Here is a 22,522-nt window from a genome sequence, read left to right as displayed (position 1 = left end):
TCGGCGGATACCGGTGTTCCGCGGCGCCGACCCCTTATGTGAAGGTGGGGATAGGGGTCCGGTTGTTCAGGAGAACCGCAGAGGCGAGAACGGCTTCACGAGCTCCGGCGTCTCTCCGGTGATCAGCATCTCGGTCATCGTGTCGGCGGTGATGGGGGCGAGCTGAACCCCGATGCGGAAGTGACCCGTGGCCAGGAGCAGGCCCCGCACCGCCGTGTGGCCGATCATCGGCAGGTCATCCGGCGAGCCGGGCCGCAGTCCGGCGCCGAACTCGGCGAAGGCGAGCCGTCCGGCACCGGGCAGCACGTGGCGGACCCTGCCCAGCAGCTCCGTCAACCCCGCCACGGTGGGCGTCGTGTCGTAGCCGGCCTCCTCGTAGGTGGCGCCGACGACCAGTTCGCCGTCGCTCCGCGGCACCAGATACACCGCTGAGCCGCCCACCGTGGCGCGTGTCGCCATGCCGAGCAGCGGGGGGCGCGCGTGCAGACGCAGGATCTGGCCCTTCACCGGGCGCACCTCCGGCACCGTCCCGGGAGGTAGGCCGCCGAGGCGATGCGTCCAGCAGCCGGCCGCCAGCACGACACGGTCCCCGCGCACGGTGTCCCCGCCCCGCAGGCGTACCCCGGTGGCGTGCCTGTCGAGGAGCACCTCGGTCACCTCGGCCTGCCGTACGTCGCCGCCGCGCCTCCGGATCGCCGCCAGCAACGCGGCGTTGAGCTGCCGCGGATTCACGGCCCCGTCGTCCGGCGCGAGCAGCCCGCCGGCCACCGACGGCGCCAGCGCCGGCTCCAGGTCACGGCACTGCTCGCTGCTCAGCGACTCGCACCGGATTTCGCGCGACCGCGCGAAGCGTCCCAGCGCGTCGAGCGCGGCGACGTCGTCGGCGGTGAACGCGACGTCCAGCAGGCCGTCGCCACGAAATCCCGCGCTCATGCCGGAGTCCTCCTCCAGCTCGGCGACGAACGAGCGGTATCGCTCCCGGGAGGCCAAGCACAGGCGCAACAACGGCTCGTCGTCGACCAACAGCTCGTTGAGCGGGGGCAGCATGCCCGCCGAGGCGTGCGAGGCTTTGCTCCCCGGCGCGGGATCCACGATCACCACGGTCAATCCGGCGGTCAGCGACCGCCACGCGGTGGCCAGACCGACGACTCCGGCCCCCACGATCACCACGTCCGTCATCCGCTCACCTCGTGGGGATCCGGCTCGGCCATCAGCAGCTGGTGCAGGTAGGTCGCCAGTTGGATCGGGGTCGGGTGGTCGAAGGCCAGCGTGGCGGGCAGCCGCAGCCCGGTCGCGGTGGCCAGCCGCCGCTTCAGCTCCAGCGTGGACAGCGAGTCGAAGCCGGCGGCGACGAAATCGCGGTCCGGCATCACGGCCTCGGCCGAGGCGTGCCCGAGCACGATCGCCACCTGCGCGCGCACGAACTCCGCCACGGTGGCCGCACGCTCGGCCGCGGGGACCAGGCGCAGCAGCTCACGCAGGTCTCCGGCCGCGCCGCCTCCGCCGCCTCCGACGCCTCCGCCCTGCTGCGCCGGGGACGGGTGCGCGAGGTCGGCCAGCAACGCGTGAAGCCCGGCCCCATTCGCCTGAAGCGCCTCCTCGTCGAGGCGTACCGGAACCAGGACGGCCTCGTCCCTGCCGCGCGCCGCGTCGAGGAGAGCCAGCCCCTGCGCTTCGGTGATGAGGGCGAGCCCAGAGCGTCTCATCCTGGCCACGTCCGTGGCCGAGACCGCGTCCATCATGCCGTCGCCCTCCCACGGGCCCCACGCCAGCGAGACCGCCGGCAGCCCGAGGACCTTGCGCCGGTGTGCGAGCCCGTCCAGGAAGGCGTTCGCCGCGGCGTAGTTGGCCTGTCCTGAGCCGCCCACCACGCCGGAAGCGGAGGAGAACAGCGCGAAGTCGCAGGCGTCGCGATCGCGGGTGACCTCGTGCAGGTTGAGGGCCGAGTCGATCTTGGCGCGGAGGACGCGCTCCAACCGGTGCGGGGTGAGCATGGCGATCGTCCCGTCCTGCACCATCCCGGCGGCGTGGATCACCGCGGTCAACGGCCGGTCGTCCGGGATCTCGCCGATCACCCGCGCCAGCGCCAGTCGGTCGGCGGCGTCACAGGCCACCACCTGGATGTCCGCGCCCAGCTCGCCCAGTTCGCTGACCAGTTCGGCGGCGCCGGGGGCGGCCGACCCGCTGCGGCTGAGGAGCAGCAGATGCCGTACGGCATGGCGGCGTACCAGGTGCCTGGCCACCACCCGGCCGAGCGCGCCCGTGCCACCGGTCACCAGGATCGTGCCGCGCGGATTCCAGCGGACTGCCGTGCCCTGACGCGCCGTGACGGGCGGGCAGCGGCTGAGCCGTGGCCGGAACAACAGGGAGTCCCGCACCGCCACCTGCGGCTCGCTCGATGCCACCGCCGACACCAGCGCCCGGCCCGAGGACTGGGCGTCGTCCAGGTCCACCAGGACGAACCGGCCGGGGTGCTCGGTCTGGGCGCTGCGGACCAGCCCCCACAGCGCCGCGCCGGACAGATCCGCCACATCCTCACCCGGGCGCGCGGCCACGGCACCCTGCGTGACCAGCACGAGCAGGCAGTCCGCCAGCCGCTCGTCGGCGAGCCATTCCTGCACCAGGATGAGCGCTCGCTGGAGGGCGCGTCGCACGCCGGCGGCCTCGTCGCCCTCGTCGGCGCCCGGCAGGGTGCAAGAGACGGCGACGACGTCGGGCACCCGCCGGCCGCGCCGTAACTCGGCGTCGAACGTGTGCAGCGACTGGTGGATCTCGATGGGGCGCCCGGCGGCCTTCAACGCGCCGGTGAGGCCCAGATGGTCGGTGCCGAGCAGGGCCCACTGACCGGCGGACGGCGTCGCCTCTGGTGTCGTGACGGCGCGCCAGGTGAGCCGCAGCAGCCGAGCATGATGGGCGGCGCCGAGCTCGTTGGTCAGCGGGCGCAGCGCCAGCGAGCCGATCGAGGCCACCGGCCTCCCGTCGCCGTCGAGCACCTGGATGGACAGCGCGCTGTCCCCGGACGGGGTGATGCGCACGCGCGCGGTTCGCGCACCCGGCGTGCGCACGCGTACGTTGCGCCAGGTGAACGGCAGCGGCGTGCTGTCGCCTTTCTCCAGGTGCGGGATCAACGCGGCGTGCAGCGCGGAGTCCAGCAGCGCGGGATGCAGGTGGAAGCCGGGCATTCCCGGCGCGTCCGCGTCGAGGCTCACCTCCGCCAGGATGTCGTCCCCGTCGCGCCACGCGGCGCGCAGCCCGCGGAACACCGGCCCATATCGCAGGCCGCGATCGTCGAGGCGGCGGTAGAGATCGCCGATGTCGACGGGTTCGGCGCCCGCCGGCGGCCAGGCGGCGGCCGGGTCGGTCATCGCCACCCGCCCGGGGGCTGCGGCGGGTTGACGATGGCGGCTGTGACCTCGCCCCGCGAGTCGCCCCCGAACTCGTCCCAGTAGCGGCACGTCGTGCGGATCACCACGAGGGGGTCGCGGATGTCGTTGCCGTCCCACTCCCCGACGTCGACCAGGCTGAGCTCGCCCTGGAAGTGCCGCCCGCGCATGGCCGTGCGGAACGCGCTGCGGAAGTCGGTAATGAGGATCTCGCCCAGCTGCCGGGTCCAGAAGTCGTCCATCGTCCACCGCGAGAACGGCTCGATCAATTTCTCTTTGATCGACTTGGCGACCAGGTAGTAGGCCATCTGGTTGTAGCAGATGTTGAACTCGACCGAATTGAAATGACCGGTGTCGTCGATATAGCAGGATTCCGAGATCTCGAGCGTGCAGGTGGCGGTGAGGCGGCCGCCTTCGTGCGGTTGTCCGTTCATCGTCACCGCGGCGGACTTCAAATACTCGCATTTCTTCGCCCGGTAGGGCGTCAGCACTCTGTGGAGCAGCTCAGGGTCGTTCGGATGCGCCACCGCCGGTGCATTCCCGGGCCCATCCGCCAGTTTCGTCATGCCGGCTCCCTCGGGCTAGGCCGTACCAGAGGGGACGGTAACATCGCGGAAAATGCCGCCCCACCCCTGAGCGACCCCTAAGAGAGGCTCAGCCGGGCCGCCAGGGCGTCCCTGTCGACCTTCCCGTTCGCCGTCGTGGGAACGTCCTCGACCACGTGCAGACCCCGCGGCACCATGTAGCCGGGCAGCGCGTCGGCACAGAAGGCGCGCAGCTCCATCGCGTTGAGCGGCGGCGCCTCGCGCTTCATGATCACGCACGCGGCGAGCTCGGCTTCGTCGCCGTCCTTCGGCAGGACCAGCGCGACGGCGGTGGCCACGCCGGGGAACTCGGCCAGACGGCGCTCCAGCTCGCCCAGCTCCACCCGGTTGCCGCGGATCTGCACCTGCGAGTCGCCACGGCCGCGGAAGTAGAGTTCGCCGTCCACGCCCCGGTGGGCCAGGTCGCCGGTGCGCAGCACCCGCCGTCCGGACTGGGGAGTGAACGGGTGCGGCACCAGCGCGGCACCAGTCGCCTCCGGATCGTCCCAGTAGGCGGTGAACAGGGCTGGACTGTCCAGATAGATCTCGCCGACCGTGCCCGGTTCCTCGACCGGCCCGCCGTCCGCGCCGATGAGCAACATCTCGGCGCCCGGGTGGGCGAAGCCGATGGACAGCCTGTCGAGATCCTCTGGCATTGGCCGCGGCACGTCGGTGAAGGAGCACGCCATCGACTCGGTCGCGCCATAGCAGTTGATGAGCCGGGTCTTCGGCCGCAAGCGCTGGAGCCGGCGCAGCTCCGCGAGCGGGAAGTCCTCGCCGGAGAACAGGACGCGCTCCAGCCGATCCAGGCCGGCCAGCAGGTCCGGCTCGTGCCTGAGCACGGGGCCCCAGATCGACGGCACGCCCTGGACGTGCGTCACCTCCGCGTCGCGCAGCAGGGCCAGGAAGAGCCGGGGCCAGTCCAGCCTGCTTCGCGGAATCGGCACGACTGTCGCGCCCTGCCCGAGGGTGAGGCCGATGCCGCCCAGGCAGAAGTCGAAGTGGAACGGCGAGGCGATGCCCACGCGGTCGTGGTCGGCGACTACCCCTTGGTGGAGCGTTCCGCGGTAGAACGCGATGTTCGCGCGGTGGTTCATCACCACGCCCTTGGGCCGGCCCGTCGTGCCGGAGGTGAAGATGATGTAGGCCGTGTCGGTGGCGAGCACCTCGCGGCGGCGCCGTACCCTCGGCTCCGGAGGGGACTCCAGCGCCAGCGCGCCCGCGGCGAACCTGGCCACGCCGACCTCGGGCGGCGTCTCGACACCCTGGCCGGGCAGGTCGTGGACGTACAGCGCCGGCCGTGCCGCGTCGATCACCGCCCGCACCCGCACCACCGGTATCTCGGGACTCACCGGGATGAACGGCAGGCCGAGCGTGGCGCAGGCCAGCAGCATCGCGATGGAGGACGCGGACGTCGTGGAGGCGACCACCACCCGGTCGCCAACGTCCAGCCCCAGGTCGGCGAGCTCCGCGGCGTAGGCGTCGGTGAGCCGCTCGAGCTCGCGGTAGGTGACGGTGCGCAGCTCGCCGTCAGCGTCGAGTTCCACGACCGCCGGATGATCGGGCTTGATCCTGGCCGTGGCCAGCATGAACCAGCGGAGGTTGTCAGCGAAACCGTCGGCGCGGGCCGTGCGCGGGAAATCCTTGCCCATCCGGCACTTCCAGACCTGGAGCGGGGGAGAGATGCAAGCATGCGTGAATTCATCGTATAACACGCCGGAATTCGGCCGGGCAAGCCTGGGCCCGCCGAATTTAGGGGGTATTAGGGGTTCTGGTCGCGCCGCCCCGCAAACAGACTGACCTCGGGAAAGCGGGATTCGCGCGCCACGGAATTCGCGCGCCACGGAAGGAGTGCGTCGAGAAATGCAGACCGACTCCCGAGAGGACTCCGCAATCATTTTCCCCGGAATCAGTCCGGCTCGTTTCGGGGAAACGGCGCGATTCCTGCTGATCGACCCCGTCGCCCGTCGCATGCTGGCCGAGGCGGACGAGGTCCTCGGCTATTCCTTGCTGGATCGCTACCGCGAGGCCGAGGGCGACTACTCGGAAGCGGCCAGGGTCGCGTTCCTGGTGAGCTGCCTGGCCCTGGCGCAGTGGGCGGGGGACACGCTCGGCATCCGGCCGCGGATGGTCGCCGGGCCGAGCTTCGGTGGCATCCCCGCCGCGGTCCATTCCGGCGCGCTCGGCTTCACCGATGCCGTCGCGCTGACCGCGTCGTGGGGGCGCGTGGTGGAGGAGTACTTCACGCGTGAGCACCGCGACGTCGTCACCGTCTCCGTGGCGCGGCTTCCCGAGGAGCGCCTGGCGCGCGTCCTGGAGGAGTTGGTGGGACGCGAGGAGTGGTACGGCACTGCGTGTTTCGTCGACTCGGACTTCCACCTCGTCTCCGTCCATGAGAGCAAGGTGGAGTGGCTGCAGGACCGGATGCGGGCCGAAGGCGGGCTGCCGCTGTCCATCATGCGCCCGCCGATGCATTCGAGCCGGTTCGGCAGCCTGCGCGAGACGATCGAACGTGAGCTCTTCGGCGACCTTAGCTTCGCCGAGCCGGTGATCCCGGTCGTCTCCGACCACGACGGCACGGTTCTGACCAGCGGTGCCCAGCTCCGGGAGCTGGTGCTCGACGCCGTCGTGCGGCCGGTCCGCTGGCCGGTGGTGGTCGACACGTTGCGCCGGGAGGGCATCCGCACCCTCTGCGTCTCGGGGCCCGACGCCATGTGGGGACGAGTGGCGTGCACGAGGAAGAACTTCGAGGTCGTGGCGGTCAAACCGAAGACCGCGCTTCAGCCGCGCCGCAGGTCGGCGCTGGTGTGAGGGTTGGGTGGGCCGGATCGGGGCAGGCCGCCCCTCAGTGGCCACGGTCCAGGTCGCCCAGGGTCTCCCACAGCACCCCGGGCGTCGCGAAGTGCTCAAGCCTCAGGGACTCGTTGGTGAAACGGACCTGGTAGGCGTCCTCCAGCACCGCGAGCAGCTCCACGGTGCCGATGGAGTCGAGCCCGAAGTCGCGCAGGCTGAGGTCGGGGGCGATCTCCGCGCCGGTCGGCAGGAAGGGCAGATGCTGCCGGAGAAGCCCTTCGAATCGCCCGTCCCACATGGCCGCTCCCTCGTCTCGCCGGCCCGGAGCCACCGCGCCCCGGTCGCCGACAACGTAGCCCCGCCCTTTCCGGCCGACAACCCTTATCCAGCCTCGCCGTAGAGGAGAGATGACCATGCCCCAGACGGCGGAACACGCGTTGTATGAGCGCTTCCTGCGAGGTCTCGCCCTCAGCCCGCGGCTGCCCGCGATGCGCGTCGGAGCCGACGTGCTCACCTACGAAGAAGCCTGCGAGCGTGCCCTGCGCCAGGCGGGCGCTCTGCTCGCCGCGTCGCCGTCGCCGCCGCGGGCGGTCTGCGTGCTCGCCGAGCGGGGTTTCTCCGCCTACGTCGGCATCCTCGCCGCCCTGTTCACCGGCGCGGCGGTCGTCCCTCTGCAGCCGGACTTCCCCGCGCTGCGCACCCGGCGCATGCTCGAGGACGCCGGGGTCTCCATCGTGGTGGCCGACGCGCGCGGCAAGGCGGCGCTGGCGGAGGCCGGGCTGGATCTGGCGGTGCTTGACGCCGACCGGTCACCGGCCGCCGGGGTGGCGCTCGACGCCCCGCAGCCGGTGGACGCGGGCGACGTCGCCTACATACTGTTCACCTCCGGGTCGACCGGCCGGCCCAAAGGCGTGCCGATCACCCACGGCAGCACCCATCACTACTTCCAGCTCATGGACAAGCGCTACGACTTCGCGCCGGACGACGTGTTCTCCCAGATCCTCGACCTGAACTTCGACTGCGCGATGTTCGAGCTGTTCTGCGCCTGGGGCGCGGGCGCGAGCGCGCTGGCCGTGCCACCGATCGCCTATCAGGACCTGCCGAAGTTCATCAACGAGTCCGGGATCACGGTGTGGTTCTCGACGCCCAGCGCGATCACGCTGGTGCGCCGCATGTCCGGCCTGGCCCCGGGCACCATGCCCGGGCTGAGGTGGAGCTTCTTCGCCGGAGAGGCGCTGCGGTGCTCCGACGCGGCGGACTGGCAGGCGGCGGCGCCCGGCTCGCACGTGGAGAACCTGTACGGACCTACCGAGCTCACCATTACGATCAGCCGGCATCGCTGGGATCCGGAGACCTCGCCGCGCCTCGGCGTCAACGGGATCGTCCCCATCGGTACGCTCCACGACGGACACGACCGGCTCCTGCTGGCCGACGAGGAGCAGGAGCACCCGGCCGAGGGGGAGCTGTGCATCACCGGGCCGCAGATGAGCCGTGGCTACCTGGACCCCGGCGACGACAAGGGCCGCTTCCTGGAGCGGTACGGCAGGATCTGGTACCGCACGGGCGATCGGGTGCGCCTCCTGCCCGGCGGCGACCTGGCGTACCTGGGGCGGCTGGACTCGCAGGTGCAGGTCCAGGGCTGGCGGGTGGAACTGGCGGAAGTCGATCACGCGGTGCGGGCCTGTGAGGGAGTGGAGGAAGCGGTGACCGTCACCAGGGAGACCGCCCGGGGGCTGGAACTGGTGGTGTTCTACACGGGCGACTCATCGCTCACCGCCGCAGCGCTGGCTCGCCAGGTGCGGACCGTCCTGCCCGCGGGCATGCTGCCCAAGGAATACCGGCACGTGGAGGTCATGCCGCTCAACCGGAACCGCAAGATCGACCGAGGGCGGCTGGCACGTGTGGCCGCTACCGGCTGACCAGGCGTGACTCAGCCGGGCAGAAGGAGGCCGGCAGGCTTTGCCGAGCGTCCTCCGATCACCGGGTGCGCTCCGGCTGGTGGGTGGGCAGGATTCGGCGGTAGCCGGGCTGGGTGCCGCGGGGACGCCATTCGCGTGGGTAGCCGACGGACACCTCTTCGAAGGGGACGCCGTCGTGGATGGTGGTGCGGGGGATGTGGAGGTGGCCGTAGATGGCGGCGGCGGCGTGGTAGCGCCGGTGCCAGTCGGCGGTCAGGTGGGTGCCGCACCATAGGGCGAACTCCGGGTAGCGCAGCACACGGGTCGGGTCGCGGAGCAAGGGATAGTGGTTGATCAGGATGGTGGGTGGGCCGTCGGCCACTGCGGCGAGTCGGGTGGCGGTGTGGTGGACCCGGGCCTGACACCAGGCAACCCGGCTGGGGTAGGGGTCGGGGTGGAGGAGGAATTCGTCGGAGCAGACCACGCCGACGTCGTAGGCGCGGGCAAGTGCGGCTTCCTTGGTGAAGGTGCCGTCGGGGCGGAAGGTGTAGTCGTACAGCAGGAAGAGCGGTGCTACGGTGACCGGCCCGCCCGGGCCGTCCCAGAGCAGGTAAGGGTCTTCGGGGGTTGTCACGCCCAGGCCGCGGCAGAGGGTGATCAGGTGCTCGTAGCGGGCTTGGCCGCGTAGTTGCACGGGGTCGTCTGGCGGAGTCCACAGCTCGTGGTTGCCCGGCGTCCACACCACTTTGGCGAAGCGGGAGCTGAGCAGGCGCAGCGCCCATTCGATGTCCGCCACGTACTCGCCGACGTCTCCGGCCACCAGCAGCCAGTCACCGCTCGAACGGGGATGCAACCCCTCCACGAGCTGCCGGTTCTCGGCATACCGCACATGCAGATCGCTGATGGCCAGCAGGCTCGGCGGGGAACTCATAGGATGATCATAGGTTTGGGCCCGGTCGGGTGTCCCCTCCGGGGAAAAGGATAGGGGGCCTCAGCCGGGCAGGACACAGATGGCGGTCACGACCAGCCCATGGGAGACCGTCCACCGGCCCGTGAAGCCGGCCACCGGTCCTGCTACCAGCAGCCGAGCGTTGAAGGTGCGCTGGTCGGGCTGCACGGTGAGGGTGACGTCCTCGAATCCGAGCCAACGCTGGGTGAGCGGGAACCAGGCCTTGTAGACCGACTCCTTGGCGCTGAACAGCAGCCGGTCCCAGGAGACCCGCGGATCGGCCCGCGCCAGCTCGGCGATCCAGACCCGCTCGGCCGCGTCGGACACCGTGGTCAGCACCCCGTCGGGCAGCGCGCTGTTGGGCTCGGCGTCGATGCCGAGCGCGAGCACCTCGCTCCTCCGGGCGACGGCGCACGCACGGTACCCCTCGCAGTGGGTCATGCTGCCCACGATCCCCGAGGGCCAGATCGGCGCGCCGCGCAGACCGGGGAGGATGGGGGCTGGTGGCAGGCCTAGCTTGCCGAGGGCGATGCGGGCGCAGGCCCGGACGGTGGTGAACTCCCTGCGTCGTTTGTCCACCGCCCTGGTGAGCAGCGCCTCCTCCTCAGGAAAGAGCGTGGCGGCAGGGCCGTCGGCGAAGGCCTCGACCCCGACCACGCCAGGCAGAACTTCCTCGATCACCGGGGTGCGCTCCGGCCGGTGGGTGGGCAGGCTCGGCGGGGGACTCACGGGGTGATCGTAACCTTGCCTTGAACGTCCCGAGTAGAGCGCTCAATGCACTGTTGGTACGGCCATCGTCACCCTCGTGAAGGCAGGCTCAGCGCTTGCCGGTGTTGGGCGGGGCTTCGCAGGGTGCGGACATGGACAGCGCGTGCGCGCCGCCGGCGCGTGCATGGCGAACGATCTCAGGGCTTCCCGGTTCCTTGATCACGGCGCTGTACGCGTGGACTCCGTCGCCGCCGGCGAGTCTGCTCCTGCTTCGACGGTTCTGGACGTTCGACACGGGTGGGGTCTCCGCGTACGAGCTCATCGTGGATGCGCCAGCGGGCGGTGGTGACGGCGCGCGCCGCCGCCTCGTCGTCGTGCTCGATGCGCTCTCGCAGCAGCCGCATGGCGATGCGGCGGTTGAGGCTGAACTGCCGCTCGGTGTCGACCACGACGACGATGCCCGTGGGCCGGTGGGTCGCCCGTACCGCCGTGCTGGCCTTGTTCCGGTGCTGACCGCCGGGGCCGCCGGTGCGGCAGGCGACGATGTCGACATCTGCTTCCGCGAACGTGGTGAGTGAGGTGTCGACCTGGCACGGTTGGGCGATGGCGTACCAGTTCTTCCGGCCGGTGTCGGCCCGGTATGGGCTGGGGGCCTGCCAGCACAGAGTTCCGGTCCACGAGGCGGCGAACGCTTCGGCGCCGGCTCCTGCGATCTGGATGAGGACCGATCGGTAGGTGCCGGGCCGGTCACCGGGCACGGTCTGGGCGCGATGGGTCTGCAGATTCTGCCGGGTGGCGTCGGTTTCCAGGCGGTGCAGCAGCCGGGCCAGCGCCCAGGAACACTCCTGCGGGCCACGTCCGGCGGACAGGAGCAGGTGCACGCTCACGGCCGTCCTCTCTTACGGCGCTGGTCCCTTCTGGGCCTGGACCCGAGGTTGGCCGTCTTGTAGGTGACCAGAGGGACCGTGGTGGCCACGGGCGTGGCCAGGTCATGCTCGACGAGGTCGGCGATCACCTGCTCGATGTGCTTGTAGGCCGTCGGCGCCTCCTCGAAGAGTAACTGGCGGTCACCGCACACCACCAGCGACCCCATCGGGGTGCGGCGCAGCTCCTCGACCGTGTGCTTGGCCCGGCCCCGGCGCAAGGCGTCCGCACGCGACATCTTGCGGCCCGCACCGTGCGCCACGGAATGGCCGGCGTCCGGCCCGGCGTGGGCGGCCACGAGGTAGGAATGGGTGCCTCGCGTACCGGCGATGAGCACGTCACGGCCGTCACCCGGCGCCGCCCCCTTGCGGTGCAGGTAGATCCCGTCGCGGACCTCGACCAGGTTGTGGCACTGGTCGACGACCGGCTCGGCGGGCTCCGTCCCCAGAGCGTGGGCGACCCGGGCGGCCATCAGCCGCCGGTTGAGCGACCCCCACCGTACGGCGTCGTCGTGCATCGCCAGGTAGGCGCCGGGATCAGGGGCGGGGCCCGCGCCGTGCACCGCGGTGTGCGCCCGCAGGATCCGTTCGCCCAGCCCGCGGGAACCGCTGTGGACGATGAGGACCAGGTCGCCGGCGGCCAGCCCGAGACGGCTCGCGTGGTCCGGCTCGAAGACGGTCCCGATCCGCGCCAGCTCGACGAAGTGGTTGCCCCGGCCGACCGTCCCGAGGCCCTCGACGTGACCGGCGGGAATGTCGCCCTGCACAACGGCCCAGGCCGGGTCGTCGGCGTCCCGCTCAGGGTCCAGCGCGCGATCGAGATCGGGGAACCGGGCGGCGAGCTTGGCGGGGTCGGCGCGCTTGAGCTTGATGGGGAACACGGCGATGCCGCAACCGATGTCGGAGCCCACCAGGAACGGGTACAGCGTGGTCGACGCCATGGCGGCGCCGATGGGGGCACCCTTGCCGGGGTGCAGGTCCGGCATGGCGGCGACGTGCATCATGCCGTCGAGGGCGGCCACCTGGTGACACTGCGCGAGGGCGTCGGACTCGATCCAGCTTGTGGGAGAGGCGAACACGGTCACGGTGGCCGAACCCATCGGCAGGGAGTGTTGCTGAGACAAAGACGCTCTCTTCGCTGAACAGGGTGTGGACGGGCGGCATCACGGCGCGAGCCGGCGCCGTGGCATCTCGGATCAGGGGGTGTTGTCCGTTAGAGCATCATGGACACCACGTTCCCGGACGCCCGTCACGCGAGGCAAACGGTTTTCGGTCGTGCGGGCCCGCATGCCCGCACGCACCCTCGACCCGGCTGCCTGGTCTGGTTCCCCAACGATCGTGCTGATCACTTGATGACGGTGTAGGCGGTCGGAGCGGTGATCGTCTGGGATCCGCCCCACTCGTAGAAGCGGATGTCGACGGCCATGGACAGACCGTCTACCGGCTCAGGCTCGACGGAGACCAGAGGGCCGGACGCCTGGACGCGGTGCGGCAGCCCGTCGGAGCCGATCCACAACGACCAGGGGTTCTCCCGGTCGTCCCGCAGGGCCGCCGGGACCACAGTCAGAGGAAGGGCGAGCAGATCCTTGCCGGCGGCCTGGTTGAGTCGCTCGCTGGTGATGACACCGCTGTGCCGTACGGTCCCCGCCCCGGCGGAGGGGTCGGCCGGCGCTGCCGAGACGGACGCGGCGAGCAGCGCCTTGGCAACCCCGGGCTGGAGCACGTCCACGAGGCAGCCGATGTAGGACGGCACGTTGCAGGCAGCGCTGGTGGCCATGCGAGGCACCCGTGACCAAGGCGGCTGGTCGTCGTTGAGGGAACTGTCGGAGTAGACGTGGCCTCCAGCCTGGATCGTGTGCAGAACCCATGACCCGCCCACGTCGAGCGGCGACTCGAGGACGAGGTCCGCCTCGTTCACTCCCGACGGGCTCAGCCGCAGCACGCCGCTCTGGTGGAAGGTCGCTCCCTCGGGTGTGTCACTTGATCGGACGGTGAGCTCGACGTCCACGCGTACTGTGGACCGCCGGGCGAACTCGCGGTCGAGCGCCGCGGCGGCATCGGTGGCGGGGGCCCCCGCGATCTGCGCCACATCGGCGGATGGTCGAGCACAGGCAGTGAGCGCCAGTACGGTGGCGAGCGCGACGAGGCATCTGTTCATCCCGTCTTCTCCGGATTCTTCAGATAAGTCCCACTCTGTTGGATGCGTCGGAGCATCACAGATCGATGCCGGATGGGACGCGCTCGCGTGACACTGCTTTCGGCACGCTCACCCAAGCTCGCTCAGGCACTCCGTCGGCGCTGCCCGGCAAGACCCAGCTGCAAGCGCTGTTCGAGCAGGCCCAACGCGAGCCCAGGCGAGAGCCCCAAGAGATGGTCGCCCGGCTCTGTGGGCTGCGGGGATTCGGTTCTCATGGAGTTCTCAGGCGGGCTTTATAGCACTCTTCGCTGAGATTTATGACTATGGGGCGATGGAGCGCGTGCCGCAGGAGGCTGGTGCGGCCGAGGCTCGGGGAGCCGTGGCCGGGAGAGCTCGGCGGTTCGTCGTCGGGGGCGGCGCGCTGGTCGTCGTGGCGGTGCTGGCGTACTGGCTGGGAAGCAGCGGTGGGAACGGCGAAGGGGCCGCACCCGGGCCGAGCGCGACACCGACGCCCAGTGCGGCGCTCACGGTGGCCGAGGTCTTCAAGAGGGTCGGGCCGTCGGTGGTGGTCATCCAGGCCGGGCGGTCGCTCGGAACCGGGGTGATCGCGGCCGAGGACGGCACGATTCTGACGGCGCACCACGTCGTCAAAAGCGCCGTCAAAGACACGAAGGACGTCAACCTGACGTTCGCCGACGGCACCAAGACGAAGGCCGCTGTCGTGTCGTCGAATCCCACGCGCGACGTCGCGACCCTCAAGCCCGCGGAGCTGCCGGAGATCGTCGTCCCGGCGACGCTCGGCGGCGCCGTGGCCGTGGGCGCGCCCGTCGTGGCGATCGGCAATCCGCTGGGCCTGACCTACAGCGTCTCCACCGGCGTCGTGTCGGGCCTGAACCGGACCGTCGATGACGGCGACCTGAGCGGGCTCATCCAGTTCGACGCCTCCGTCAACCCGGGCAGCTCCGGCGGTCCACTGCTGGACGCTCGCGGCCTGGTCATCGGGATCGTCGTCTCGATCGCCGACCCGGGAGGCGACGAGGCGTTCGCCGGCATCGCGTTCGCGGTGCCGATCGGCGCGGCCCTGGGCAGCGAAGGCGACGGCCCGCCGGGCGACGGGCCCGAGATCTGATCGAAGCCTCACGAGAAGGAAGACCATGACCTCGACCAAGTCCCCCGAGCCGGCTCATCCGCTCGAACAGGTGCTGTTCGAGGTCAAACGCACGATCGTCGGGCAGGACGTCCTGCTGGAGCGCATGGCCGTCGCGCTGATCGCCGACGGTCACCTGCTCGTCGAGGGCGTGCCGGGCCTGGCCAAGACGCTCGCGGTGAGGTCGCTGGCCGCCGCGATCGCCGGGAGTTTCCAGCGCGTCCAGTTCACCCCCGACCTGGTGCCCGCCGACCTCGTGGGCACGCGGGTCTACCACCAGCACTCCGGGGAGTTCCGAACCGAGCTCGGCCCGGTGTTCGCGAACCTGCTGCTGGCCGACGAGATCAACCGCGCCCCCGCCAAGGTGCAGAGCGCCCTGCTGGAAGTGATGCAGGAACATCAGGTGACGATCGGCCGTGAGACGTTCCGGGTGCCCGAGCCGTTCCTGGTCATGGCGACGGAGAACCCGATCGAGTCGGAGGGCACCTACCCGCTGCCCGAAGCGCAGGTCGACCGTTTCATGATGAAGGTGGTCGTCGACTATCCGACGCAGGCCGAAGAGCAGGCGATCGTCGACCGGGCGCTGCGTCCGCCGGAGCCGCCACAGCCGATGGTGACGGCCGAGGACCTGATCGCGATGCGGGCCCGCGCCCAGGAGGTGTACGTCGACCCGGCGATCGTCGACTACGCGGTACGGCTGGTCGCCGTGACGCGTTCCCCCGCGACGGCCGGGCTCGGCGAGCTGGAACGGTACGTCACCTACGGGGCGAGCCCGCGGGCGTCCATCGCGCTCGTCACGGGCGCCCGGGCGCTGGCGTTCCTGCGCGGCCGCGACTACGTCCTGCCGCACGACCTGTCCGAGCTCGCGCTCGACGTGCTGCGCCACCGCCTCGTGCTGTCCTACGAGGCCCTCGCGGACGACGTCGACGCCGACACGATCATCACCAGGGTGCTCGGGGCCGTCCGGGCGCCCGACGTCGTCCTGCAGAACCGCTGAGCCATGACCACCGCCCCCGAGAGACTCCTGCTCCGCCTGGAGTGGAAGGTCGTCCGCAGGCTCGACGGCCGGCTCCAGGGCGCCCACCGCACCGCGCACCGCGGCTCCGGGATCGACTTCACCGGCGTGCGTGCCTACAGCGACGGCGACGACGCCCGGCACATCGACTGGAACGTGACCGCACGGCTGGACGAGCCGCACCTGCGCGTGTTCACCGAGGACCGCGAGCTGACGGTGTGGCTCGTGCTCGACCGGTCGGCCTCGATGGCGGCCGGCCGGCCGGGGCGCGGCAAGCACGACGTACTGGCCGAGCTCGCGCTCGTCCTCGCTCGGCTGTTCGGCCGGGGCGGCAACCGCGTCGGCGCCCTGCTGTTCGACACCGGGACGCCGCGCGTCGTGCCGCCCGGCACCTCCCGGCGGCACGCGCTGCGGATCGGCGCCGAGCTGGAACGCACCGCCGAGGCGCGCGGCGGCACCACCACCGACCTGGCGGAGATGCTCGACGCGGCCGGACGGCTCGCGCGCCGCCGCGCACTCATCGTCGTGCTGTCGGACTTCATCGGCGACGGCGACTGGGAGCGCTCGCTCCAGCGCCTGGCCCGGCGGCACGAGGTAGTCGCCCTGCGGATCGTGGACACCGCCGACGACGTGCTGCCCGAAGTCGGGCTGATCGTGGTCGAGGACGCCGAGACCGGTGAGCAGCTCGTCGTCGACTCCGCCGACCCGCTCTTGCGGGTCCGCTTCCGCGCCGCCGTCGACGCCCGCGACGCCCGGCTCGCGGCGGGCATGCGCCGGGCCGGGGTGCCCGTCCACCGCATCGACACCGACCGCGATCTGGCCGAGGCGCTCGTCGAGGTCGTCGCCCGAACCCGGGACCGGTCGTCATGACCGAGCTTGTCGAGGTCATCCATAGACACATGAGGCCGGCGAAGGAGGCCTCATGACCCTGTCCTCCCCGTTGCTGCTGGCCGTCGGACTGCTCGTCACGGCGGCGCTCGCCTGGGCGGCCGTCGTCTCGGCGCGCCGCCGGACGGCCGCGCTCGCCGCGGCCGGCGTCGCCGTGCCGGGCGGCCGCCGGGCGTACCTCGGAGTCGGCCTGACGATCGCCGGCGTGGGGATACTCGCGATCGCCACCGCCGGACCGGCGGCCATGGTGCCGGTCCCGCGGACCGCGGGCACCGTCATCCTCGCCATCGACGTCTCCAACAGCATGGGTGCCGACGACGTCGCGCCCACCCGGCTGGCGGCAGCGCAGCGGGCGGCCCGCGCGTTCGTGGCGGCGCAGCCCGACAGCGTCGACATCGGCGTCGTCGCGTTCGAGCGGGGCGCGCTCACCACCGCACGGCCCGACGCCGACCACTCCATCGCGCTCGCGGCCATCGACCGGCTGAAGATCACCGGCGGCACCTCGCTGGGGACGGCCATCACGGCCTCGCTGACGGCGATCACCGGCAAGCCGGTGGCCGTCGGCCGCGACGGCGCCGCGCCCGACATCGGCTACTGGCCGTCGGCGACGATCGTGATGTTCTCCGACGGCCAGAACCAGGGCGGCGACGTCGAACGGGCCGCCGCCGTGGCCCAGCGGGCGGGCGTCCACATCCACACCGTCGGGGTCGGCACCACGGCCGGGGCGACGGTGAAGGTCGACGGCTACCTCCTGCAGACCTCGCTCGAGGAGGACACCCTCACCTTGATCGCGCAGACCACCGGCGGCGCCTACCACCCCGCCTCCGACACCGCGCGGCTCGACGGGGTCGCCGACACGATCGATCTGCGGCTCACCGTCTCCGACGAGCCGCTGCCCCTGGCCGGCGGGCTGATCGGGCTCGCCCTCGCGCTGCTCACCGCGGGAGCCGCGCTCACCGTGCTCCGGTCTGGACGGGTGATCTGAATGTCGTTCTCATGGCCGTGGGCGCTGCTGTCAGTCCTGATCATCCCGCTGCTCTTCGCCATCCGCGAGTGGGCGCGGCGCCGCCGCCGGCGGGCCGCCGTGCGCGTCACCTCGATCGCGCTCGTACGCAGCGCCTTGCCCAGCCGTACGCGCTGGACGCGGAAGATCCCCGCGGCACTGTTCACTGCCGGGCTCGCGCTGCTCGCGGTCGGTGCCGCGCGACCGCAGGCGTCGGTGCCGGTGCCGACGACGTCGGCGACGATCCTGCTCGCGCTCGACACCTCCGGCTCCATGTGCTCCACGGACGTCGACCCCAACCGCATCACCGCCGCCAAGAAAGCCGCCGCCGAGTTCATCGAGTCGCAGCGGGGCGGGCCGCGCATCGGCCTGGTCACCTTCGCGGGCACCGCGGGTCTGCTCGTCCCTCCCACCGACGACACCACATTGTTGATCGAGGCGCTGGACGGCCTCACCGTGGCCCGCGGCACCGCGATCGGGCAGGCCATGCTCACCTCGATCGACGCGATCGCGGAGGTCGACCCGTCGGTTGCCCCCACCGGAGCGAACCCCGGCGGCGGGGAAGGCTACGCCGGTGCCGCGATCGTCGTGCTCACCGACGGTGCCAACACCCAGGGCGTCGACCCGCAGGCCGCCGCCCAGGAGGCGGCCCTGCGCCGGGTCCGCGTCTTCACCATCGGCTTCGGCACCACGAACCCGGCCCCGATGGTCTGCGACAACTCACAGTTCGACGGCCGCGGCTTCGGCGGCTGGGGCGGTGGCGGCTTCGGCAGCCGCGGCCGATTCGACAGCGGCCGCAACCCCCGCACCATCGACGAGCCCGCACTCAAACAGATAGCCCGAACCACCGGCGGCTCCTACCACCGCGCCGAGAACGCCGACCAGCTCCAACGCGCCCTCGACGCCCTCCCCGGCAGCTTCACCGTCATCCACCAACGGGTCGACACAGCCGCCGCCTTCGCCGCCGGCGGCGCCATCCTCATCACCGCGGCCCTGTCCCTCTCCCTCTGGTGGAACCGCCCCCGGACCCCGACCCGCTGACGGAGCATGTAGCCGAGACTGCCTCAGCCGCCAGAACAACCGCTCAAGGGGTGCCTCGCCGACAAAGCCACTCGGATGATGTCTTCCTGCCGCAGGGGAGTCGAAGGCTCACTGCTTGAAGGGGATGTTGAGCCAAGGGCTGTTCGGATCGGTCGTCAGGATCCGGTGCGCGTTGAGCATCTCCCCGTACCAGTCACCGAACTCCTCCTCGTCGAAATGGAGGCAACGGCCCAGAATGTAGGCGGCCGAGAAGTCTTCCCATGAACGGTAGTTGATCCCGCTGAGCCGTCCGGCGCGGAGAACCGCCTGTTCGGCCTCGGCCAGATCGCAGTAACGGGCGCCGAGTCCCCAGCGGGCCATCTTCGAAGCGCGCCCGTAGTCCCACGCCTCCACCCCGTGAACGAATCCGCCCTCGGCGAGCAGTCCGTCCGCACGGAATCGCGCCTCGTACCGTGTGATCCGTCCGATGAGCCGTTGCGCGCCCGCGACCTGGGCCTCCGTCTCGGAGCCGCTATGGGGGGCCGTGCCACCGCCGGGGACGGTGCCGTTCTCCGTGTCGCGGTTTCGTATGACTCGCGAGGTCACCTGGCGCCAGTGGTCCACCTCGACCCTGCCACCGAAGTCGCGCGCGAGCACGCTGCGAATCCCCAGGACGAGCCCCCAGAACGGGCTGCTCGTCCGGCCGTCGAGAAGCGCCTCCATGGCACTCAGCCACTCTTCGCGGCTGCTGATGCCCCACCACTCCTTGAGGCGTTTCCTCTCGCGTACGTAGCCGGTGCCGTGCCAGCCCATCGCGTTCCAGAGCGAGGCGTTTTTCACACAGAGCAGCGCCCCGCAGGCGAGACCGTGCGCGACCGGGCCGTGCAGCGGCCCTCCGGCCCACAGCGTGCGCAGTTCGTTACGGCGAGGGAAGGTCATCCGATCGGCATGCCGGCGCCACGCCATTCGATGGGCGGCCGTCGCGGGGAAGAACGCCTCGCACGGGCTGCCGGGGTTGATGGCCAGCCACTCGTCGCCCTGAGGCCAGTTCCGGGCGAGTTCGCCAAGATCGTCCTGGAAGAAGATCGGGTCCGGCGCGGGCGCCGGAAGCATCCCGTCGGTGAGGAACACCAGCATCTTGGTGCCGGAGTGCGGACCCCAGTACGTGGGCGTGTAGCTGACCCAGCCGGTCCGGGAATCGGCCCGGGCGGGGGACATCGCGTGATAGAGGTTCGCGGTGGCGAGGACGTCGAAGTATGCGGCCCAGTCACCCCGCGTCTTGGCTTCGTACAGACCGCGTTCGATGTCGGTGGGCGCCTGCCATGCGGGGACGGGCGGCACCGCTCTCCCCTCGTCCGCCAGAAGATCAGGACTCATGCCCTTCCACGTCCCATGCCGCAAAACACTACAACCGCCCCATGCGAATCTGGGCGAGCCCTGCTGGGCCGAGCCTGTCATCACGATGGCGCGCAGCGGCTCGATAGGTTGGCCCACAAGGTGTAGATGTGAAGCACAACTCCACCTTCGATGTGATCTATTGAGGAGTGCGCCGATACGTGGCAGCCTCGGCCTCATGGAAGAACCGGTGGAGCAGGGGCTAGGTGAGTTCTTCGGGGCACCGTCGCAGAGATATGAGTTCGAGGTGGTCATGCGCGGCTATGACCGCCACCCGGTGAACGAGCTGTTCGACCGGATTCAGAAGACCTTCGACGGCACCGCCGACGAACTCGAACGGGTCACTCCAGATGTCATCCGCACCGCCAAGTTCAACGTCGTCTTCCGCGGCTACCATCGCCAACAGGTCCGCGAGGCACTACTCGACTGCATCCGGCGGTTGCAGCCACCGGCCTGAGGTCGCAACGCTTTGCGGTGAGTGGCCTCGGGAAATGCCATCGAGATCATCTCTGTATGTTCCCGTTGTGAACCACAAAGGTCGCGGGTTCGTGGTTCGAAGTTCATCTACTTCGTCACGGTCGGATCGCCATAGATGGCCAGGAGCGAGGTCCACATCATCCGAGGCGAACTCCCGTAGGCTCAGCCGCGGGGACGTGATCGCTATTCGGTTCATGCGGTGGTGACCTTTGCGATCAGCGTGTTGCGCCTTCAGGCCAGAACACCCGGATGGGCAGGCCGCGCTTGCGTGCAGCGGCTACTACATCGGCGGTTCCTCCGTACCCCCTCGCGGGGAGGCCATCCCATACCGCCCACAGGGTGTCGGCGTTGTCGAGCATGAGTTCCGAGGCGGTTTGGTGCGATTCGGAGGTGGATTCGACGAAGTTGAGTTCGTGGATCCGGCTCGCGCGCCGATACAGCTCGTCGTAGGTAGGCCAGTGCTGGGCCGACAGCGCTTGCCGGTACTTCGTCGCGGGCACGACGACCTCGAGTTGCCCGCCGCAGTCGAGTACGGCGCGAGCTCCGATCACATCCGCGCCGTCTGCCAAACACGACAAACCCACCACGGGCTCGTCGAGCTTGGCGAGTGCGGCGCGGATGTCGGCGTTGACGTGCTGCTCGATGGCGGGGGAGAGGTTTCGGTGGCCGGATATCGCGATGCGGAGCGTCATGGTCGGATCGTCACCTTTAGCCGATCGTGGCCGTCATCAATCGCCGGTCGAATGCCTGCACACTCGGCAGTAGAGGTCCCTGATAGGACTTACGGAATCGGCGCGCGGCTTGAATGACCCGCTCGGAGCCGTACATCACGCCGGTGCTGAGTGCCATGGAAGCGAGGTTGAACGCCTCGTCGAACTCTGCCTCCATCCGGCGGATCGAGGCGATCTCCAGCAGCAACGTGGCGCGCTGCTTCTGGGCCGGCTGGATGGCGTTCAAAGACTCGGCGAACGCTTCCAGCGCCTCGGCTGGGCGGGCGAGGCGTACGGCGCAGAGCGCACGGAAGCCCGCGAGTTTGGTCATGGTGAAGGGAAACACCCAAGGCCACGGTGGTGCGGCTGCTTGTTCGCTGGCTCTTACGGCGCGATGGGCCTCGGCCAGAGCTGAGTGGCAGGAACGCTCATCGCGGGCGGTCGCATGGGCCAGCGCTTCCAGGCAGGACAGCCACGCACGGGCGGTTAGCGGTGGCCGGTCGCCTATGACCGTGCGGGCTCGGGCGAGAAGACGCAGTCCCAGCAGGGGATCCTCATCCAGCTCGAACTGGGCAAGGCTCCCCGTCATGTACGCGGTGAGCAGGCCATGTTGGGCTCGACATGCGGTATCGATGGCCATGCGGTAATAGGTGCGGGCGGTGCCGGTGTCGGCCATGTCCGCGTGCAGCCAGGCGGCGAATCCGGCGGCCTCGGCGAGCGACCCGAGCAGCTCAGCCCGGTTCGAGCCATCGGTTGAGCGTGCCAGAACTGATCGTGTCACTCCGATGTGCGCTACCGCTCCGGGCGCCAATTCCCGTGCCGGCGTGGTCGCCTCCAAGCGACGGTGCAGGCCGGTCACCGCGGTGAGCGTCGCAGCGGTCGTGTCGTCTGCCTCGATGCGACGAGGAAGACGTGCGGATGGGACGACGGCGAGTGCCGCAGTGGCAGCGGCCGCCTTCCCGAACTCTCGGCGGTTCGTTTCGTCACCTTCTCCAGTGCCGAGCCGAATCAGGTGTATCGGCACCCCGACCCTGTGGCATATGTCGCGGACCTGGTCCACGTTGAGCGCCCGGCCACGAAGGACACGAGACACCCACGTTTGTCCATATCCCAGCACGTCGGCGAGCTGTTCCTGGGTCCACCGGCGGTAGGCGAGGATCTCTCGGAGTATCCCGGCCATGTCGCAGGTGGCCAGGGCGGCGGCCACGGCGGGCTGGTCCCAGAAGCTTGGGGGGAAGGGCTCTGGGGTCGCCATGAGGCTAGGTTACGCCGCACGTTGCGTTCCGGTTCAGTCCTCTTTGGCATAGGGCCAGTCCACAGCGGACTACGGGCTTCTACCAGGTCAAGCAGCCGATCATGCTCGCATCGTGACGATCTCCAGTCTCCGCAGCAGTCCCTCTTCCTCGGAAGCGGGACTGGCCAGTGCGACAGTCAGCCGACTTCAGACACAGCTTCGCGAGGCTCATCGCATCGCGGCCGATGCCAACCACGG

At 70.3% G+C, this 22,522-nt stretch carries 21 protein-coding genes; 8 read left to right on the top strand and 13 right to left on the bottom strand.

Annotated elements, in window-relative coordinates; all coding sequences use genetic code 11:
* Positions 1-66: 66 nt before the first annotated feature.
* From thiO to AB0C16_RS36140, 4 genes are all read right to left on the bottom strand, one after another.
* Complete coding sequence (gene thiO, locus AB0C16_RS36155; RefSeq protein ID WP_357689945.1) at positions 67-1,179, bottom strand: glycine oxidase ThiO; 1,113 nt, start codon at positions 1,177-1,179, stop codon at positions 67-69.
* Positions 1,176-3,365 carry a type I polyketide synthase gene (locus tag AB0C16_RS36150; protein WP_357689943.1) on the bottom strand — a complete coding sequence of 730 codons (2,190 nt, stop codon included), beginning with the start codon at positions 3,363-3,365 and terminating at the stop codon, positions 1,176-1,178. The genes thiO and AB0C16_RS36150 overlap by 4 nt, the downstream gene beginning before the upstream one ends.
* Positions 3,362-3,949 carry an FcoT family thioesterase gene (locus AB0C16_RS36145; RefSeq protein WP_357689941.1) on the bottom strand — a complete coding sequence of 196 codons (588 nt, stop codon included), beginning with the start codon at positions 3,947-3,949 and terminating at the stop codon, positions 3,362-3,364. Before AB0C16_RS36145 ends, AB0C16_RS36150 begins: the two co-directional genes overlap by 4 nt.
* Before the next feature lie 77 nt (positions 3,950-4,026).
* Positions 4,027-5,619: an AMP-binding protein gene (locus tag AB0C16_RS36140; RefSeq protein ID WP_357689939.1), complete on the bottom strand. Its 1,593-nt coding sequence runs from the start codon at positions 5,617-5,619 to the stop codon at positions 4,027-4,029.
* A 211-nt stretch (positions 5,620-5,830) separates the two neighbouring features.
* Between AB0C16_RS36140 and AB0C16_RS36135 the strand changes: the two genes are divergently transcribed.
* Positions 5,831-6,778, top strand: coding sequence for an ACP S-malonyltransferase (locus tag AB0C16_RS36135; protein WP_357689937.1), 948 nt, complete (start codon positions 5,831-5,833; stop codon positions 6,776-6,778).
* 34 nt (positions 6,779-6,812) lie between these two features.
* Here AB0C16_RS36135 and AB0C16_RS36130 read toward each other — a convergent pair whose 3' ends face one another.
* Positions 6,813-7,058: an acyl carrier protein gene (locus AB0C16_RS36130; protein WP_357689935.1), complete on the bottom strand. Its 246-nt coding sequence runs from the start codon at positions 7,056-7,058 to the stop codon at positions 6,813-6,815.
* 115 nt (positions 7,059-7,173) lie between these two features.
* Here AB0C16_RS36130 and AB0C16_RS36125 point away from each other — a divergent pair, with 115 nt between their 5' ends.
* Positions 7,174-8,679: an AMP-binding protein gene (locus AB0C16_RS36125; protein WP_357689933.1), complete on the top strand. Its 1,506-nt coding sequence runs from the start codon at positions 7,174-7,176 to the stop codon at positions 8,677-8,679.
* A 58-nt stretch (positions 8,680-8,737) separates the two neighbouring features.
* On the opposite strand, the gene AB0C16_RS36120 is transcribed toward AB0C16_RS36125, so the two are convergent.
* The 5 genes from AB0C16_RS36120 to AB0C16_RS36100 form a co-directional block, all read right to left on the bottom strand.
* On the bottom strand, positions 8,738-9,589 hold the full coding sequence (locus AB0C16_RS36120; RefSeq protein ID WP_357689931.1) for a metallophosphoesterase: 852 nt from the start codon (positions 9,587-9,589) through the stop codon (positions 8,738-8,740).
* A gap of 60 nt (positions 9,590-9,649) precedes the next feature.
* Positions 9,650-10,336, bottom strand: coding sequence for a 4'-phosphopantetheinyl transferase superfamily protein (locus AB0C16_RS36115; protein WP_357689929.1), 687 nt, complete (start codon positions 10,334-10,336; stop codon positions 9,650-9,652).
* A 176-nt stretch (positions 10,337-10,512) separates the two neighbouring features.
* Entirely contained in the window at positions 10,513-11,202 is a 690-nt protein-coding gene (prfH, locus tag AB0C16_RS36110) for a peptide chain release factor H (RefSeq protein ID WP_357689927.1), read from the bottom strand.
* Positions 11,199-12,338, bottom strand: coding sequence for an RNA ligase RtcB family protein (locus tag AB0C16_RS36105; protein ID WP_357689925.1), 1,140 nt, complete (start codon positions 12,336-12,338; stop codon positions 11,199-11,201). The genes prfH and AB0C16_RS36105 overlap by 4 nt, the downstream gene beginning before the upstream one ends.
* 245 nt (positions 12,339-12,583) lie before the next feature.
* Entirely contained in the window at positions 12,584-13,396 is an 813-nt protein-coding gene (locus AB0C16_RS36100; RefSeq protein ID WP_357689923.1) for a hypothetical protein, read from the bottom strand.
* 310 nt (positions 13,397-13,706) lie between these two features.
* Here AB0C16_RS36100 and AB0C16_RS36095 point away from each other — a divergent pair, with 310 nt between their 5' ends.
* Genes AB0C16_RS36095 through AB0C16_RS36075 form a run of 5 tightly spaced genes read left to right on the top strand, consistent with a single transcriptional unit; the run spans position 13,707 to position 18,469 of the window.
* On the top strand, positions 13,707-14,504 hold the full coding sequence (locus AB0C16_RS36095; protein ID WP_357689921.1) for a trypsin-like peptidase domain-containing protein: 798 nt from the start codon (positions 13,707-13,709) through the stop codon (positions 14,502-14,504).
* 25 nt (positions 14,505-14,529) lie between these two features.
* Positions 14,530-15,519: a MoxR family ATPase gene (locus AB0C16_RS36090; RefSeq protein WP_357689919.1), complete on the top strand. Its 990-nt coding sequence runs from the start codon at positions 14,530-14,532 to the stop codon at positions 15,517-15,519.
* Between the two features lie 3 nt (positions 15,520-15,522).
* Entirely contained in the window at positions 15,523-16,407 is an 885-nt protein-coding gene (locus AB0C16_RS36085; RefSeq protein WP_357689917.1) for a DUF58 domain-containing protein, read from the top strand.
* Between the two features lie 52 nt (positions 16,408-16,459).
* Entirely contained in the window at positions 16,460-17,410 is a 951-nt protein-coding gene (locus AB0C16_RS36080) for a VWA domain-containing protein (protein ID WP_357689915.1), read from the top strand.
* The gene (locus AB0C16_RS36075) at positions 17,411-18,469 is read left to right on the top strand and encodes a VWA domain-containing protein (protein ID WP_357689913.1); all 1,059 of its coding nucleotides are present in this window, start codon (positions 17,411-17,413) and stop codon (positions 18,467-18,469) included.
* A gap of 108 nt (positions 18,470-18,577) precedes the next feature.
* Here AB0C16_RS36075 and AB0C16_RS36070 read toward each other — a convergent pair whose 3' ends face one another.
* A complete protein-coding gene (locus AB0C16_RS36070; protein WP_357689912.1) occupies positions 18,578-19,942 on the bottom strand; it encodes a DUF1266 domain-containing protein in 1,365 nt (454 codons plus the stop codon).
* A gap of 79 nt (positions 19,943-20,021) precedes the next feature.
* Between AB0C16_RS36070 and AB0C16_RS36065 the strand changes: the two genes are divergently transcribed.
* Positions 20,022-20,300: a DivIVA domain-containing protein gene (locus AB0C16_RS36065; protein WP_357689911.1), complete on the top strand. Its 279-nt coding sequence runs from the start codon at positions 20,022-20,024 to the stop codon at positions 20,298-20,300.
* 235 nt (positions 20,301-20,535) lie between these two features.
* Here the strand turns inward: AB0C16_RS36065 and AB0C16_RS36060 are convergent, their stop codons facing one another.
* Both AB0C16_RS36060 and AB0C16_RS36055 read right to left on the bottom strand, forming a co-directional pair.
* Positions 20,536-21,012, bottom strand: coding sequence for a hypothetical protein (locus AB0C16_RS36060; protein WP_357689910.1), 477 nt, complete (start codon positions 21,010-21,012; stop codon positions 20,536-20,538).
* Positions 21,013-21,028: 16 nt separating this feature from the next.
* Positions 21,029-22,285, bottom strand: coding sequence for a helix-turn-helix transcriptional regulator (locus tag AB0C16_RS36055; protein WP_357689909.1), 1,257 nt, complete (start codon positions 22,283-22,285; stop codon positions 21,029-21,031).
* Positions 22,286-22,522: the final 237 nt, after the last annotated feature.

Source organism: Nonomuraea sp. NPDC048916, from assembly GCF_040649575.1.
Classification (GTDB): Bacteria; Actinomycetota; Actinomycetes; order Streptosporangiales; family Streptosporangiaceae; genus Nonomuraea.
Note: the sequence above shows the minus strand (reverse complement) of the source record. Positions and strands in the feature narration are given on the sequence as shown.